Genomic DNA, 16373 nt, shown 5'->3' on the forward strand with positions numbered 1-16373 from the left:
ATCTGTACTGATGCCCTATTTTTTTGTCAGATAACATCATTAGAAGGAATTCGTATGTCTCAGACTGTTCACTTTCAGGGCAACCCGGTAGCGGTTGCTGGCCAGTTTCCGCAGCCCGGCGATAGCGCAAAACCTTTTACGCTGGTGGCCAAAAACCTCGCGAATGTCTCACTCTCTGAGTATGCAGGAAAACGCAAGATTCTGAATATTTTTCCCAGCGTCGATACTGGCGTGTGTGCGTCTTCGGTACGTAAATTTAACCAACTGGCGGGCGAACTGAATAATACCGTGGTGTTATGCATTTCAGCCGATCTGCCGTTTGCTCAGTCGCGCTTTTGCGGCGCAGATAACCTGAATAACGTGGTCACGCTGTCCACGCTGCGCGGTGGCGAGTTCAAACAGGATTACGGGGTGGAAATTGCTGACGGTGCCCTGCAGGGCCTGACCGCGCGTGCCGTCATCGTGCTGGATGAGCATGACAACGTGCTGTACAGCCAGCTGGTGAATGAGATCACCACCGAGCCGGATTATGATGCTGCGCTTGCCGCACTGAAATAAGACGGGACACAGCGGATAAGCGCCCGCTTATCCGCTGTGTTGTTATTCGCCGTCGCTGTCCCCGCGTTTCTGCCCTAACCCGTATTCCCGCAACTTATTGGCAATCGCCGTGTGCGAAACGCCAAGCCGTTTTGCCAGTTTTCGCGTACTGGGATAAGAAAGATACAAACGCGTGAGGATGGAACGTTCAAAGCGGCTGGTAATCTGATCCAGCGTCCCTTCCATCGCCTCTTCTCCCAGCGACACATCAAGCGCCTGTTCCGGCAGTACGATGTCCTGAGGGCGCAATTCGTGGCCTTCGAGCTGGGTCAGCGCCCGATACAGCGCGTTTTTCAACTGGCGCACATTGCCCGGCCAGTTGTAACGCACCAGAAACGCGTTGAGCTGCGAAGAAAGGCGTGGTCGGGGAATCCCCTGTTCATCGGCAAAACGCGCCACAAACATTTCCGTCAGCGGCATGATGTCCTGCACACGCTCGCGCAGCGGCGGCAGGTTAAGCGTCAGGACGTTAAGGCGATAGAACAAGTCTTCCCGGAACTCGCCACGCTGCACCAGTTCGAATAAATTCTTCTGCGTGGCGCAAATGACGCGCACGTTGACATGCACTTCATGCTCTTCCCCAACGCGACGGAAGGTGCCGTCATTCAGGAAGCGCAGCAGCTTGGTCTGCATCGTGGGCGACATTTCGCCAATTTCATCAAGCAGTACCGAGCCGCCATTGGCCTGTTCGAAAAAGCCCTTTTTGCCTTCCAGCGCATTGGGATACGCGCCCGCCGCGTGACCAAACAGCTCACTTTCCGCCACATCATCGGGAAGTGAAGCGCAGTTAAGTGCCAGAAACGGCATTTTTCCACGCGCACTGCGTAAATGGCAGGCACGGGCCAGCATATCTTTACCGGTGCCGGTATCACCAATAATCAGTAATGGTGCATCATGCATTGCCAGTTTACGTGCCTGCTCCACCACCTGACGCATTTTGGGCGTCACGGCGACGATATGATCGAACTCCGCTTCGTCCGTCACCACCAGGTTTTGTAACTGGCGCCCCATCCTGGCGGTGGACTTCAGCATTACCATCGCACCTACCAGCTGATCCTGCTGTTCGCTGTCGGCAGACAGATAGATGGGATGGGCTTCCATCAGAAAATCGCGCCCTTCAATGACCACATGCTGCGCCTGCGCCTGGACACGTTCGCTTTCCAGCCAGCGGCCAAAATTAAAACCGTTGATCAGGTGGTCGGCATTCACATTGCGGATCTTGTTCTCATCCAGATTAAACAGGTTTTGCGCGGCCGGGTTGGCCAGTTCTACCTTGCTTCTGAGATCAACAGAAAAAACCGGCTCGGGCATGGCAACCAGCAAGGCGCTCAGTACCCGATGCTCACGCTCTGAAGGCATATAGGGCACCGTGCGAACATCCGTTACGCCCGGCGTGCGACGGATTTCTGCCATCAGGTTACTAAACTGCTCAAACTCAAGCGTGGAGAAATTAAGATAGATGCGGCCTGATGAGGCCACTTCGATGCCGCGAAGATCGATTCCGCGCGCTACCAAAAGATCCAGTAATTCGCGCGCCAGGCCGATTCGGTCCTGACAAAACACTTCTAAACGCATTGCGTGGGCCTTATCCGTTTATTATCCGGCGATAATACGCTAAACCCCTACGCCGCAGAAAGGGGGCTGTCAGGAAAAGTTGACAGCCTTTATGCAAGCGCGTTTTTTTTAAACAGCAGGCTGTGGCGATGGCGGGAGAGCCCTGACGGTGACATTCGCTCAACGTTGTCAGGAGATAAAGCACAGAAGGCACAGCCTCTGCACTCACGTTTCAGTGCACAACCGTTACTGGCGTTTCTCTCCGCCCTTCTGCAGCGCTTCTTTTATCTGGCCTATCAATTCACGACGGTAGTCGCCCAGGCGGGGTTTGTCGTTTTCCAGCCAGGGTAACGGCCGACACAGCTCCATAGCTTTAATGCCAAGACGTGCGGTCAGCAGGCCTGCGCCAATGCCCTGCGCGGCACGGGCGGACAGGCGCGCCGCGATATCCTGCGACATCCAGTCCATGCCCACTTCACGCACCAGCTCAGACGCGCCGGCAAATGCCATATTCAGCAGCACCAGCCGGAACAGGCGCAGTCGGCTAAAGTAGCCCAGTTCAATACCGTAAATAGCGGCAATACGGTTGACCAGCCTGATATTGCGCCAGGCAATAAAGGCCATATCGACCAGCGCCAACGGACTCACCGCAATCATCAGGGCGGATTCTGCGGCATGACGACTGATTTCCCGCCGGGCCTGGCGATCGAGCACCGGCTGCACCAGTTGGGCATACAACCGCACGGTTTCACCGTCATTATGGGTTTCATGGAGCGAAGCATGCCAGCGTTGTAACGCAGGATGCGCCTGATCGAGTTCGGCCTGGCGAGCCAGTTTTTCGCAAAAATCCCGCCCTTTACCCACGCTGTGGCTGTTAAGCAGTTCCCGACCCAGATCGCGCTCTTCTGCACGCTGACGCAGCTGATACAGTCGTCGCCACTCGCCGGTTAACGCGCCGACACCCGCGGCCACGATCAGTCCCCCGGCCATCCCGCTGCCCAGCGCAAACCAGTCATGCGCCAGCCAGGCGTTGTGGCTCCACTGCACACCCTGCGCCACGATGCTGATCCCAAACAGGCCCAGCCCGGCACCGACCATGTTGCGCCACAAACTGCGTTTGGGTTTCAGGGCCGCTTCGACGGCGCGCTCCCCTGCGCTTTCCTCTTCCACCGCCGTCTCGCTTTCTGCAACGGCTAAAAACGCGTTCCGGGCTTCCGCGTCGAAGGTTTGCGCCGGACGCAACACGTCATTCGGCTTGTCGTTCAGCGGCGTGGCAAAATCAATACGCGGCTTTAACGGATCGCTCATCGCAATTTATCTCCCAGTAAAAACTCCAGTGCCGCATCCATGCGGATGTGCGGCAGAGGACGATCGATATCCAGTTGCTGTGGGCGAAACTGCTCAAACTGAAAACCCTGTTGTTGCCAGAACGCCGCCCCCGGCAGGCGCGGGGGAACTTCACCCGGATAGACCGTCAGTGCCTCGCCATCCGCTAAGCGGTGCCCGCGCAACGCGGGGATTTTTTCACCCTGATGATCAACCTGTCCACTCTGTGTCGCCTGTACCGAAGCCAGACCAATACAGTCCATGCTGATACCTTCAAACGCGGCATTTTGCCAGGCATCCTGCACCAGTTGCTGTAACAGGGACACCATATTGCCGTGCTGGTCGTGAGTAATGTGATCGGCTTTGGTGGCGGCGAACAGCAGCTTATCGATCACCGGCGAAAAGAGACGGCGAAACAGCGTGCGCTGACCGTAGTGAAAACTCTGCATAAGCTGCGTGAGGGCTAACCGCATATCGTTAAAGGCCTGCGGGCCGCTGTTGAGCGGTTGCAGGCAGTCCACCAGCACAATCTGGCGGTCAAAGCGCACAAAATGGTTTTTATAGAATCCTTTAACAACATGCTGGCAGTAGTAATGAAACCGCTGTTGCAGCATGGCGAAATTGCTGCCTTTGTCCGCCTGCGCCAGTTTCGCCGCCTGGGCATCGTCAGCAGTAGGACACGGAAAAAACTGGAGTGCGGGCGCGCCCGCCATATCGCCGGGCAGCACGAAGCGGCCTGGCTGGATAAAGTGTAATCCTTCGGCTTTGCAGCGATGCAGGTAGTCAGTCCAGGCCTCGGCAATGTCGGCTAAACGGTTCTCGTCAGCCGGTGCCAGCGGATCGAGGCGCTGACACAGGTCGCGCCAGGGTTGCGCCCACAGGGCGCGATCGCCCTGCAACAAGCCGTTCATCTGGCGTGACCAGGTCAGGTAATCCTGTGCCAGCATCGGCAGATCAAGCAACCATTCGCCGGGGTAATCAACGATTTCAAGATAGAGCGTGGCGGTCTCTTTCAGATGACGCAGCAGCGAGTCATGCGGACGGTAACGTAACGCCAGGCGCATTTCGCTGACGCCACGCGTGGGCGTGGGCCAGGCAGGCGGTGAACCGTAAAGCTGCGCCAGCCCTTCGTCATAGGTGAAACGGGCCGTGCCCATGTCACGTTGCGGCACGCGTTTCACCCCTAACAGGCGTTCATCACGCACAACGGAAAACAGCGGCAAACGAGCGCCGCTGTGGACAGAAAGAAGTTGGTTGACCAGCGAGGTGATAAAAGCTGTTTTACCACTGCGGCTGAGACCGGTGACCGCCAGGCGAAGGTGGCGGTCGACGCCGCGATTCATTAATGCTATCAGTTCAGTTTGCAGTCTTTTCATCGTTTTCCCTGATGAAGCGCGACGCTACCCGGTTCATCACGCGTTTCAATAGCGGCTCAAGCGCCAGGCCAAGCAAAATGCGCAGTGGACGGCGCGCGACCGATTTGACGGCCCAGCCGGTCACGCCGGCAGGCCCGTAAGTAACAGCATTGATAATGATGAATCTGGCGGCTGACTTCAATGCAGGTGTGGCACGATGGCGAAACGTTGCTGCGCGCGAAACGGTCATGAATACCTCCCGGTCATCAGCAGACGGGCCGGTCTGGCCCGTAGCAGACGATAATTAAATCTGACGGAAACGACTGCGCACACTAAACGTTTCAGAGGTGACGTAACGTTCTATATCGCGAACATTACGCTCATCCTGTTGCAGTGCGGTTTCCAGTTGGTCAAGCAGTTCGCTGGCTGTGGGCTGAGCTTCACCGTTGTCGACGCCAGCAGGTTTTACGTCCAGCACAAAACCCAGCGCAAAGTAGGCAATCACGGTAAACACAAACAGCCCAAAGAACAGCGATAACACCACAATGATACGCAGCAGCCGCACCGGCACATCCAGATACTCAGCCAGCCCGGCACAGACGCCCATCAGCTTTCCTTCGTCAGGCTTACGCCATAATTTACGGCCTCTTATCATGGCTGCCTCCAGTTAGGATGTTCTGCATCCAGGATCGCTTCTAACGCATCAATGCGTTCGCGCATGCGCTGAGCATCCCGGGTCACCTGTTGCAGACGCTGCATCTGACTCTGTGACAGCTCCGCTCCGCCGCTGCGCTTGTTACTGTAGTGTAACCACAGCCAGACGGGGGCCACGAACAGCACAAATATTGTAAGAGGTATCGCCAAAAATAGTGCGCTCATTGACTCTCCTTAATCCTTTCCTACTGTCAGCGGCGGTTTATTCGCTGCGGTTCATTTTGGCTTTCAGCGCATTCAGTTGCTGACTGATTTCGTCATCGGCTTTCAGCTCAGTAAACTGCTGATCCAGGGTTTTAGGTTTACCAAAACCGTGGCTCTCCGCTTCCGCTTCCATATGATCGATTCGGCGTTCAAACGATTCGAAACGCGCCATGGCTTCATCAATTTTACCACTGTCCAGCTGACGGCGGACATCACGGGATGACGAGGCGGCCTGATGGCGCAGCGTCAACGCCTGCTGGCGCGCGCGGGTTTCGCTCAGTTTTTTCTCCAGCTCAGCAATCTCACCTTTCATGCGCGTCAGCGTTTCGTCAACCTGTTCGACTTCGCGTTTGAGCGAGGCGATCAGATCGGTCAGCTTCTGTTTTTCGATAAGCGCAGAACGGGCCAGATCTTCTTTATCTTTGCGAATCGCCAGTTCTGCTTTTTCCTGCCATTCAGCCTGCTGCAGCTCAGCCTGCTCGATACGGCGTGACAGCTGTTTCTTTTCGGCCAGCGCGCGGGCTGACGTCGAACGCACCTCGACCAGCGTATCTTCCATCTCCTGAATCATCAGGCGCACCAGTTTCTGCGGATCCTCTGCGCGTTCCAGCAGTGAATTGATGTTGGCATTAACGATGTCAGCGAAACGAGAAAAAATACCCATAATGATGCTCCTCTTGATGGTCATAGTTTTAGCTTGTTGGCGAGGACTAATTCAAGATGCGTGCCAATTTTTATCTTATTGATTTTAATTACGATAATAAGCTGGCAGTTTTTTTTTCCTGACCTAATATAGTTAAATTGATTAATCAGTGGCGAAATTCATCATGTCTGTGAACAACGACAATTTGCTGGGCGAATCAAATAACTTTCTGGAAGTGCTGGAGCAGGTGTCAAAGCTCGCGCCGCTGGAGAAGCCTGTGCTGGTGGTGGGCGAACGCGGGACAGGTAAAGAGCTGATTGCCAGCCGTCTGCACTACCTTTCTGACCGCTGGCAGGGCCCTTTTGTCTCTCTTAACTGTGCGGCGCTGAACGAGAATCTGCTTGATTCTGAGCTTTTTGGCCATGAGGCAGGTGCCTTTACCGGTGCGCAAAAACGTCATCTGGGCCGCTTTGAGCGCGCGGATGGTGGCACCTTGTTTCTTGATGAACTGGCGACAGCCCCCATGCTGGTTCAGGAAAAACTGTTGCGGGTAATTGAATACGGCCAACTGGAACGCGTGGGCGGAAACCACGTTTTTCAGGTTAATGTGCGCCTGATCTGCGCCACCAATGAAGATTTACCCGCGCTGGCCGAAGCCGGTAAGTTTCGGGCCGATCTGCTGGATCGCCTGGCCTTTGATGTGGTGCAGTTGCCGCCGCTTCGGGAGCGCCGCAGCGACATTCTGGTCATGGCTGACCATTTTGCCATACAGATGTGTCGGGAGCTCAAACTGCCGTTGTTTCCCGGCTTTACGCCCCGCGCACAGCAAACCTTGCTTGAGCATCACTGGCCGGGCAACGTGCGCGAGCTGAAAAACGTGGTCGAACGATCCGTCTATCGCCATAACACCAGCGATACCGCGCTGGATGAAATCATCATTAACCCGTTTGCCCGCCGCAGTGAAGCCGCAGACAGGGCCGCCCCCTTGCCTGCTACCGAGTCGCCAACCGCCCTGCCTTCACTTCCGCTTGATCTGCGCCAGTGGCAGAACCAGCAGGAACGTGACGTGGTGGAAATCAGCCTGCAACAGGCAAAGTATAATCAGCGCCGGGCGGCCAGCTTACTGGGCGTCACCTATCATCAACTCCGTGCCATCATGAAAAAACACGGTATTCAGGCGCGCGACGGACAACATTAGCGGGCTTTTATATACGTACAGAAGCTGACAACGTGCCGGGGCATGCTGTAATGCAATCAGGCGGGTAAAAAAAGGGCCCGCCGAAGCGGGCAACTGGAAGCAATGTGAGCAATGTCGTGCTCTTCTTCGGTAGAGCCCCGTCGAAGTGCAACTGAATAATAATCATTCCTGTTTGCATCTGTAAAGTGTTATTGAGAATTTTTCTCATCTCCACACCAACGCTGCGCCTTTTTGCGCGGATCGTTTACACCTGCTGTACGAATCGTCGGCAATCGATGACGCAGAGTTGGGACCACGCGCGCTTTGCGATACACTTTGCCCAATGCCCGAGAATCGTTGAGTTCTATGTTAAAACTAATGCCTTCGCTGTTGCTGAGTCTCAGCGTGTTGAGCGCACCTGTGTGGTCCGCGCCCGCACCTGCCACGGATATTCGTCAAAGCGGCTTTGTCTATTGCGTCAACGGGACGCTAAACACGTTTAACCCGCAGATGGCCAGTAGTGGTTTAACGGTGGACACACTGGCGGCGCAGCTCTATGACCGCCTGCTTGATGTCGATCCTTATACCTATCGTTTACAGGCTGACCTGGCCGACAGCTGGGATGTACGTGATAACGGCGCGACCTATCGCTTTCACTTGCGTCACGGTGTGCAGTTTCAGCACACCTCAAACTTTACGCCTACCCGCACGTTGAATGCCGACGATGTGGTCTTTAGCTTTGCGCGCATGTTTGACCGTAAACATCCCTGGCATGACGTTAATGGCGGCTATTATCCCTATTTCGACAGCCTGCAGTTCGCTGACGCCGTGCAGAGCGTGAAAAAGATCGATAACTATACGGTCGAAATTCGCCTGAACAGCCCTGATGCGTCGTTTCTCTGGCACATGGCAACCCACTATGCGCCCATCCTCTCGAAGGAATACGCAGACAGCCTGGACAAAACAGGTCATCAGGAAACGCTGGATCGGTTACCTGTGGGCACCGGCCCGTTTCAGCTGAGTGAATACCGCAGTGGGCAATATATTCGCCTGGCCCGCAATCCCTACTACTGGAAAGGCGTACCGCGCCTGCAACAGGTGGTGATTGATCTTGGCGCGGGCGGCACCGGCCGGTTATCGAAACTGCTGACCGGTGAGTGCGATGTGCTGGCCTATCCTGCCGCCAGCCAGATTTCCATTCTGCGCGACGATCCCCGGCTGCGTATGACATTGCGGCCCGGTATGAACATCGCCTATCTGGCCTTCAACACGCGAAAACCCCCGCTCGACAGACCGAAAGTGCGTCACGCGCTGGCGCTGGCCATTAATAATGAACGCCTGATGGAGTCGATTTATTACGGCACGGCAGAAACTGCGGCCTCGATTTTGCCGCGTGCCTCCTGGGCTTACGATACGGATGCCAGCATCACCGCCTACGATCCGAAAAAGGCCAGGGCTGCGCTGGAAGCGGCGGGCGTGACCGATCTTCACCTGCGTCTGGTGGTGCCTGCCGCCTCGCAGTCCTGGAACCCAGCGCCGCTGAAAACGGCAGAACTGATTCAGGCCGATCTGGCACAAATTGGCGTTAACGTCACTATCGTGCCGGTTGAAGGCCGTTTTCAGGAAGCACAGTTGATGGCGATGAACCACGACCTGACCCTGGCAGGCTGGGCAACCGACAGTAACGATCCTGACAGTTTCTTTCGTCCCCTGCTGAGCTGCGCGGCGATTGCCTCACAGACCAACTATGCGCACTGGTGCTCGCCTGCGTTTGACAGCACGCTGAAAAATGCTCTGCTGTCGCAACAGCTGTCCGGACGCATTGAGAGCTATGATAAAGCTCAGCAAATTTTAGCTCAGGAACTGCCCGTCCTGCCGCTGGCTTCATCCTTGCGCCTGCAAGCCTACCGGCATGATATTAGAGGCCTGGTACTGAGTCCGTTTGGTAACGCTTCCTTTGCTGGCGTTTATCGTGATGAGCGGGAGGATCGATAAGTGATCATTTATATTTTGCGTCGGCTGGTGTTACTGGTGATTACGCTGTTTTTTCTCTCGCTGGTGAGTTTCAGCCTGAGCTACTTCACACCGAATGCCCCGCTCGAAGGCGCCTCACTGTTCGATGCCTGGTGGTTTTGGTTTAAAGGCATGCTGCAACTGGATTTTGGCGTATCCAGCACCAATGGTCAGGAAATTGGCCTGCAACTGCGCGAGGTCTTTCCGGCCACCATGGAGCTGTGCCTGATGGCCTTTACGCTTGCCTTAATCGTCGGCATTCCGCTGGGGATTTGTGCGGGTGCCCTGCGTCATAAATGGCAGGACAAAGTTATCAGCGCGTTTGCCTTGCTTGGTTTTTCGATCCCCGTCTTCTGGCTCGCCCTGCTGTTTACCCTGTTTTTCTCGTTAACGCTGGGCTGGTTGCCGGTTTCCGGTCGCTATGATCTGCTCTATCCGGTCCAGAACATAACCGGTTTTGCTTTAATCGATGCCTGGCTCAGCCCCTCACCGTGGCGGCATGAAATGATGATCAGCGTGCTGATGCACCTGATTTTACCGGTGACCGTGCTGGCGATGGCCCCGACCACTGAGATTGTGCGTTTACTGCGCATCAGCACCAGCGATGTCGTCGATAAAAACTATGTTAAAGCTGCGGCGACCCGCGGGCTCTCGCGCTTTACCGTTATTCGCCGTCATGTGCTGCATAACGCCCTTCCGCCTGTCATTCCGCGCCTGGGTTTACAGTTCTCCAGCATGTTAACGCTGGCGATGATTACGGAGATGGTTTTTAACTGGCCTGGTCTGGGGCGCTGGCTGATTAACGCCATCCGTCAGCAGGACTATGCGGCCATCTCAGCAGGCGTAATGGTGACCGGTGGACTGGTGATTGTGGTGAATGTGCTCGCTGACATCGTTGGCGCGGCGCTGAATCCGCTGAAACATAAGGAATGGTATGCCGTCCGATAACATCTACGCCGAAAAACGCCTGCCCAGTGCGTTTCGCCAGAGCTGGCACCATTTTTATGGCGATATGCCGGCGATGATTGGCCTGTACGGCTTTGGCACACTGCTGCTGCTGTGTCTGTTCGGCCATTTTCTGGCCCCTTACAACATCGACCAGCAATTTCTGGGTTATCAACTGCTACCGCCCTCCTGGTCGCGCTACGGTGAGGTTTCCTTTTTTCTCGGGACGGACGATCTGGGGCGTGATTTACTGAGCCGCCTGCTGAACGGCGTGGCCCCCACGGTTGGATCGGCCATTCTCGTCACGCTGTTTGCCACCTTCTGGGCGCTGGTGCTGGGGATTGTGGCGGGCATGACGCACGGTGTGCGTTCTGCGGTGCTGAATCATGTCCTGGATACGCTGCTGTCCATTCCCTCACTCTTGCTGGCCATTATCGTAGTGGCGTTTCTGGGGCCGCGCCTGGAGCACGCATTACTGGCCGTGTGGCTGGCGCTGATGCCGCGCCTGGTGCGCGAAATCTACAGCGCCGTTCATGACGAACTGGAAAAAGAGTATGTGATTGCGGCTCGCCTGGATGGCGCCACCAGCATCAATATTTTGTGGCACGCCATTTTGCCTAACGTTTTGCCTATGCTGATCAGTGAAATTACGCGCGCGCTGTCGATGGCTATTCTCGATATCGCCGCACTGGGTTTTCTTGACCTCGGCGCGCAGTTGCCCTCGCCTGAGTGGGGCGCGATGCTGGGTGATTCGCTGGAGCTGGTGTATGTTGCGCCCTGGACTGTCATGCTTCCCGGTGCCGCGCTGATGGTCAGCGTGTTAATGGTTAATCTGCTCGGTGACGGCATTCGTCGGGCCGTCGAGGCAGGAGTGGAATAATGCCGTTACTGGATATTCGTAATCTGACGATTGAATTTATGACCGCTGACGGGCCGGTCAAAGCGGTAGACCGCATCAATTTATCACTGACTGAAGGCGAAATTCGCGGTCTGGTGGGTGAGTCGGGCTCGGGCAAAAGTCTGGTTGCCAAGGCGATTTGTGGCGTGACCAACGACAACTGGCGCGTCACCGCAGACCGTATGGTCTTTGATGACGTGGATTTGCTGCGTTTGTCGCCGCGTGAGCGTCGCCGCATCGTAGGTCACAATGTGTCGATGATTTTCCAGGAACCGCAGTCCTGTCTTGATCCCTCGGAAAGTGTCGGCCGTCAGTTGATGCAGGCGATTCCGCGCTGGACGTACAAAGGACCGTGGATGAAGCGCTTTTGGTTCTGGCGAAAAAACCGCGCCATTGAGCTGCTGCACCGCGTCGGTATTAAAGATCACAAAGACATCATGCGCAGCTTTCCCTACGAACTCACCGAGGGCGAGTGTCAGAAAGTGATGATTGCCATCGCACTGGCGAATCAGCCGCGCCTGCTGATTGCCGACGAGCCGACCAACGCCATGGAGCCGACGACGCAGGCGCAGATCTTTCGCCTGTTGAGCCGTCTGAATCAGAACAACAACACCACGATTCTGCTGATCAGCCATGACCTGCGTACCCTGAGTCACTGGGCTGACAGGATCAACGTTATGTACTGCGGACAAACCGTGGAAACGGCGCAGAGTGAAGACCTGATGACCACGCCGCACCATCCGTATACCCAGGCGCTGATTCGTGCGATGCCAGACTTTGGCCGACCGCTTCCTCACAAGAGCCGCCTGAATACCTTATCCGGCGCGATTCCATCGCTCGAAAGCCTGCCCATTGGCTGCCGTCTTGGGCCGCGCTGCCCGTATGCACAGCGTAAATGTGTGGAAACGCCACGGCTGACGGGCTCCCGTTCGCATCTCTATGCCTGCCATTTTCCGCTCAACGTGGAGGGCCAATAGCATGGAAACGCTACTGGAAGTGCGCAATCTCAGCAAAACGTTTCGTTATCGTACCGGTCTGTTTCGCCGTCAGCATGTCGAGGCGGTGAAGTCCGTGAGCTTCACGCTGCGGGAGAAGCAGACGCTGGCGATCATCGGCGAAAATGGCTCCGGCAAATCAACGCTGGCAAAAATGCTCAGCGGCACTGTTGCCCCAACTGAGGGGGAAATCATTATTGACGATCATGCGCTGAGCTTTGGGGATTATGGCTACCGTAGCCAGCGCATCCGTATGATTTTCCAGGATCCTTCTACGTCGCTTAATCCCCGGCAGCGCGTCAGTCAGATTCTGGAGCTGCCGCTGCGCCTGAATACCGATCTTGACGCCGAGGCGCGCGAGAAGCGCATCATTGCCACGCTGCGTCAGGTGGGATTACTGCGCGACCATGCCGGTTATTATCCGCATATGCTGGCACCAGGCCAAAAACAGCGTCTGGGCCTGGCGCGGGCATTAATTCTGCAACCCAAAGTGATTATTGCTGATGAAGCGCTTGCCTCACTGGATATGACCATGCGCTCACAGTTGGTCAACCTGATGCTGGAGCTGCAGGAAAAACACGGCATTGCCTACATCTACGTGACGCAACATTTAGGGATGATGAAGCATATCAGCGACAAAGTGTTGGTCATGCATCAGGGCGAAGTCGTGGAACGCGGCGGGACGGCCGACGTGCTGGCTTCTCCGCTGCATGATCTGACCAAACGTCTGATCAACAGCCATTTCGGCGAAGCGTTAACGGCCGAAGCGTGGCGACGCGAGCGTTGATTTTTCGGGGTTTTGTGGAAAACTGTGCGCAGTTTTCCTGATTTAAGGCAGACGTGCTAGAATCCGCACGTCGATTAACGTCGGTCGTCTATTATTTAAACAACGCGACCGCCAACTACCATGACCATAAGGATTACAGCTATGGGTTTTCTTTCCGGTAAGCGCATTCTGATTACTGGTGTTGCCAGTAAACTTTCCATCGCCTACGGTATTGCACAGGCGATGCACAAACAGGGCGCAGAACTGGCTTTCACCTACCAAAACGACAAACTGAAAGGTCGTGTGGAAGAGTTCGCCAAAGATTTGGGTTCTGACATCGTACTGCCATGTGATGTTGCAGAAGATGAAAGCATCCAGTCCCTGTTCGCTGAGCTGGCAAAAACCTGGCCGAAATTTGACGGTTTCGTTCACTCAATTGGTTTTGCCCCAGGCGACCAGCTGGATGGCGATTACGTGAATGCCGTAACCCGCGAAGGTTTCAAAATTGCGCACGACATCAGTGCCTACAGCTTTGTTGCCATGGCTAAAGAGTGCCGTGCGATGCTGAATCCCAACTCAGCGCTGCTGACGCTGTCCTACCTGGGTGCAGAGCGCGCTATCCCTAACTACAACGTAATGGGCCTGGCAAAAGCGTCTCTGGAAGCAAACGTACGTTACATGGCCAATGCCATGGGACCAGAAGGCGTGCGTGTGAACGCCGTTTCTGCCGGTCCAATCCGTACGCTGGCGGCTTCAGGCATCAAAGATTTCCGTAAGATGCTGGCTCACTGTGAAGCGGTAACCCCGATTCGCCGTACCGTGACCATCGAAGACGTGGGTAACTCTGCGGCCTTCCTGTGTTCCGATCTGGCGGGTGGTATCACCGGCGAAATCGTTCACGTCGACGGCGGTTTCAGCATCGCCGCGATGAACGAACTGGAACTGAAATAAGTTTCCTCATGGGCGAGCGCTGCTCGCCCTGTCCTTCCCCGCCCGCGCCCTCGTTATTCCTTATTGCTATTAATTATCACCGATCGGTCTTTTGCCGTACCCTGCCCGTGGGCGAGGATAAGTCAGCCCTGCGGCCTGCGACCGGTTCACTGACTCTGTCCCGCATGTGCCGCATCAGATTTTGCAAAAGGACTGATGATGCAACAACGCCGCTATACTGGCCAGGATCACTGGTTTTACGAGAGCCAGACCTGTCCGCGTACCGTTCCGGCTGCCCCGCTTTTTCCTGAAGCAGCGCATATCGACGATCGGTTCTTGTTGGGGTTAGCGCAGGAAACCTCTTCTGTTCAGCCGTTGTTGCAGGCCGGACAACCCGCCATTCAGATTGCTCATGAGATTGTTGACCTGCTGTTTCCCGACCAGGTTGACGTTACGCTGACCCATACGCTGACGCTTTACGATCGGTTAAGCAGCGCGCTGACCGTGGCGCAGGTTACGGGCATTCAGCGGCTCTGCAATCACTACTCTGCAAGACTCAATCCTCTGCCTGGCCCTGACTCGTCGCGCGAGAGCAATAACCGCCTGACACAAATTACCCAGTACGCCCGACTGCTGGCCATGCAACCCACTCTGATTACTGCCGACAGTGTGCGCGCCCTTCACGCCGCAGGTCTGAGCGAAGCCGATATTGTCACGCTTAATCAGTTGGTCGGCTTTGTCTGTTACCAGGCACGCCTGATCGCCGGTATTCATGCTCTGCTGAACATGCCGGTACGCTGGATCCCCGGCATGTCACCTGCACCGGATGCGCCAGCCACCGATGCCCCCGGCGTCTGGCAGCCAGTCCTGAAACCGCTTGAGCCCCGCTATGCCAGCGAGGCGCAGCATAAGGCCGTGGCGCAATGCCAGACATCGTCTGCGCCAGAGGACGCCCTCTGGTTGCTGGCGCACGCACCGGCGTTATTAGAGCATTGGTACAGGTTGAATCATCAGGAGGAGACGGTCTTCACCGCCCGGGTTGAGGCTACAGCGGCCAGCCTGCTGGGAAATCGCTGGCGTCCACCGTCGTTAACGCCCTGTAGCGGCCAGGCTGGCACCGTTGATAATGCTAACCTGACCGACGCTGACCGGGCGGTCAGCGCGTTAACCGCCCTGCTGACCCGCCAGCCAGAACGTTTTTGCGCCGCCGATCTCCAGCCATTGCAAGAATCCGGCTGGTCCGTTGCCGATCAGTTCGCGCTTATCCAGGCCATCGCGCGGGCAAACTGGAACAGCCGTTTATTTTATGCCTGTGGTGAGGCGCGCTAAAGATCCAGATGACTGCGCGCTTCGTCATAGAAGTGCTGTGCCAGCGGCGTTGCCCGACCCGGTTCAGCGACCACCAGGGCCGCCTGGCGCGCCATCTTTGGCATTATGACAGGTCGCTGTTCCAGTCCGTGTAAAGACGCGGGCAGCAGATGACCGCGTGGCGAAACCAGTACGCCCAACCCGACCTGCGTACACTGCAGCAGTTGCATAATGGAGGCGCTTTCTACCACCACGCGCGGCATCAGCGACATCTCCCGCAACGCCATATCCAGATAGCGACGAAAATAGCGCGTGGGTTCAGCCAGACACAGCGGCTGACGGGCCAGCGTTGGCAGATCCAGGCTTTCAACCTCGCCTAAGTGCTGAAAATGTCCGGGATGAAACACTGCTTCAACGCCACGGTCCGCCAGCAACGCGGCCTGAAAATGCAGTTCACGCAGCGTCGCCATTTCAAAAAAACCAATCCCGACATCGACCGTATGACTGTTCAGCGCCTCCAGCAGCTGGTCGGCGCTCAGGACGGCAATCCGGTAATCGAGTTGTGGATAGCGCATCTGAACCGCTTTGAGCAGCTGGGCCAGCGACACGCTGCACTGCGGTACCACACCCAGCCGCAATGTGCCGTTAACGCCGTGTTTCAGTGACTCGACTTCCAGCTTCAGCCCCTGATAAACGGAGACGATTTCCCGCGCCCAGGCCAGCACCCGATCCCCTTCTGGCGTGAATCCGGCAAAGTTATTGCTGCGGTTGATCAGGGATAACCCCAGTTCGCGTTCCAGATTTTTTAACCGCATTGATAAGGTAGGCTGGCTGACAAAACTCGCCTCAGCGGCACGGCCAAAATGGCGTTCGCGTTCGAGGTTGCAGAGGTAGATGAGTTGCTTAATGTCGATTTTTTGTGCCCGCCATAACGTCGCTCAGTTGAAC

17 protein-coding genes are annotated in these 16373 nt (G+C 56.0%); 9 read left to right on the forward strand and 8 right to left on the reverse strand.

Annotated features, from left to right (window positions below; genetic code table 11):
* Positions 1-54 precede the first annotated feature (54 nt).
* Positions 55-558 carry a thiol peroxidase gene (gene tpx / locus C1N64_RS13420; RefSeq protein WP_006119290.1) on the forward strand — a complete coding sequence of 168 codons (504 nt, stop codon included), beginning with the start codon at positions 55-57 and terminating at the stop codon, positions 556-558.
* A 42-nt stretch (positions 559-600) separates the two neighbouring features.
* Here tpx and tyrR read toward each other — a convergent pair whose 3' ends face one another.
* The 7 genes from tyrR to pspA form a co-directional block, all read right to left on the reverse strand.
* Positions 601-2172: a transcriptional regulator TyrR gene (tyrR, locus tag C1N64_RS13425; RefSeq protein ID WP_394514883.1), complete on the reverse strand. Its 1572-nt coding sequence runs from the start codon at positions 2170-2172 to the stop codon at positions 601-603.
* A 225-nt stretch (positions 2173-2397) separates the two neighbouring features.
* Positions 2398-3459, reverse strand: a complete 1062-nt coding sequence (locus tag C1N64_RS13430) for a TIGR01620 family protein (protein WP_394514884.1) — start codon at positions 3457-3459, stop codon at positions 2398-2400.
* Positions 3456-4853, reverse strand: coding sequence for a YcjX family GTP-binding protein (locus tag C1N64_RS13435; RefSeq protein ID WP_394514885.1), 1398 nt, complete (start codon positions 4851-4853; stop codon positions 3456-3458). Before C1N64_RS13435 ends, C1N64_RS13430 begins: the two co-directional genes overlap by 4 nt.
* A complete protein-coding gene (gene pspD, locus C1N64_RS13440; protein ID WP_006119296.1) occupies positions 4834-5082 on the reverse strand; it encodes a phage shock protein PspD in 249 nt (82 codons plus the stop codon). Before pspD ends, C1N64_RS13435 begins: the two co-directional genes overlap by 20 nt.
* A 54-nt stretch (positions 5083-5136) precedes the next feature.
* Positions 5137-5487, reverse strand: a complete 351-nt coding sequence (gene pspC, locus C1N64_RS13445) for an envelope stress response membrane protein PspC (protein ID WP_039340218.1) — start codon at positions 5485-5487, stop codon at positions 5137-5139.
* A complete protein-coding gene (pspB, locus tag C1N64_RS13450; protein WP_006119299.1) occupies positions 5484-5711 on the reverse strand; it encodes an envelope stress response membrane protein PspB in 228 nt (75 codons plus the stop codon). Before pspB ends, pspC begins: the two co-directional genes overlap by 4 nt.
* A 37-nt stretch (positions 5712-5748) precedes the next feature.
* Positions 5749-6414: a phage shock protein PspA gene (gene pspA, locus C1N64_RS13455; protein WP_006119300.1), complete on the reverse strand. Its 666-nt coding sequence runs from the start codon at positions 6412-6414 to the stop codon at positions 5749-5751.
* Between the two features lie 163 nt (positions 6415-6577).
* Between pspA and pspF the strand changes: the two genes are divergently transcribed.
* From pspF to C1N64_RS13495, 8 genes are all read left to right on the forward strand, one after another.
* Positions 6578-7591, forward strand: a complete 1014-nt coding sequence (gene pspF / locus C1N64_RS13460; protein WP_033741793.1) for a phage shock protein operon transcriptional activator — start codon at positions 6578-6580, stop codon at positions 7589-7591.
* Between the two features lie 345 nt (positions 7592-7936).
* Positions 7937-9565 carry an ABC transporter substrate-binding protein SapA gene (gene sapA / locus C1N64_RS13465; RefSeq protein WP_375123900.1) on the forward strand — a complete coding sequence of 543 codons (1629 nt, stop codon included), beginning with the start codon at positions 7937-7939 and terminating at the stop codon, positions 9563-9565.
* The gene (sapB, locus tag C1N64_RS13470; RefSeq protein WP_039340214.1) at positions 9566-10531 is read left to right on the forward strand and encodes a putrescine export ABC transporter permease SapB; all 966 of its coding nucleotides are present in this window, start codon (positions 9566-9568) and stop codon (positions 10529-10531) included.
* Positions 10518-11408: a putrescine export ABC transporter permease SapC gene (sapC, locus tag C1N64_RS13475; RefSeq protein WP_033741800.1), complete on the forward strand. Its 891-nt coding sequence runs from the start codon at positions 10518-10520 to the stop codon at positions 11406-11408. Before sapB ends, sapC begins: the two co-directional genes overlap by 14 nt.
* Positions 11408-12403 carry a putrescine export ABC transporter ATP-binding protein SapD gene (sapD, locus tag C1N64_RS13480; protein ID WP_006119309.1) on the forward strand — a complete coding sequence of 332 codons (996 nt, stop codon included), beginning with the start codon at positions 11408-11410 and terminating at the stop codon, positions 12401-12403. Before sapC ends, sapD begins: the two co-directional genes overlap by 1 nt.
* Position 12404: 1 nt before the next feature.
* Positions 12405-13208, forward strand: a complete 804-nt coding sequence (gene sapF / locus C1N64_RS13485) for a putrescine export ABC transporter ATP-binding protein SapF (protein WP_205950227.1) — start codon at positions 12405-12407, stop codon at positions 13206-13208.
* Positions 13209-13349: 141 nt separating this feature from the next.
* Complete coding sequence (gene fabI, locus C1N64_RS13490) at positions 13350-14138, forward strand: enoyl-ACP reductase FabI (RefSeq protein ID WP_006119311.1); 789 nt, start codon at positions 13350-13352, stop codon at positions 14136-14138.
* A gap of 198 nt (positions 14139-14336) precedes the next feature.
* Positions 14337-15446: a carboxymuconolactone decarboxylase family protein gene (locus C1N64_RS13495; protein WP_367144014.1), complete on the forward strand. Its 1110-nt coding sequence runs from the start codon at positions 14337-14339 to the stop codon at positions 15444-15446.
* Here the strand turns inward: C1N64_RS13495 and C1N64_RS13500 are convergent.
* The gene (locus C1N64_RS13500) at positions 15443-16339 is read right to left on the reverse strand and encodes a LysR family transcriptional regulator (RefSeq protein ID WP_172912643.1); all 897 of its coding nucleotides are present in this window, start codon (positions 16337-16339) and stop codon (positions 15443-15445) included. The two genes, C1N64_RS13495 and C1N64_RS13500, sit on opposite strands and share 4 nt — an antisense overlap.
* Positions 16340-16373 lie beyond the last annotated feature (34 nt).

Source organism: Pantoea sp. SGAir0215 (assembly GCF_043543215.1).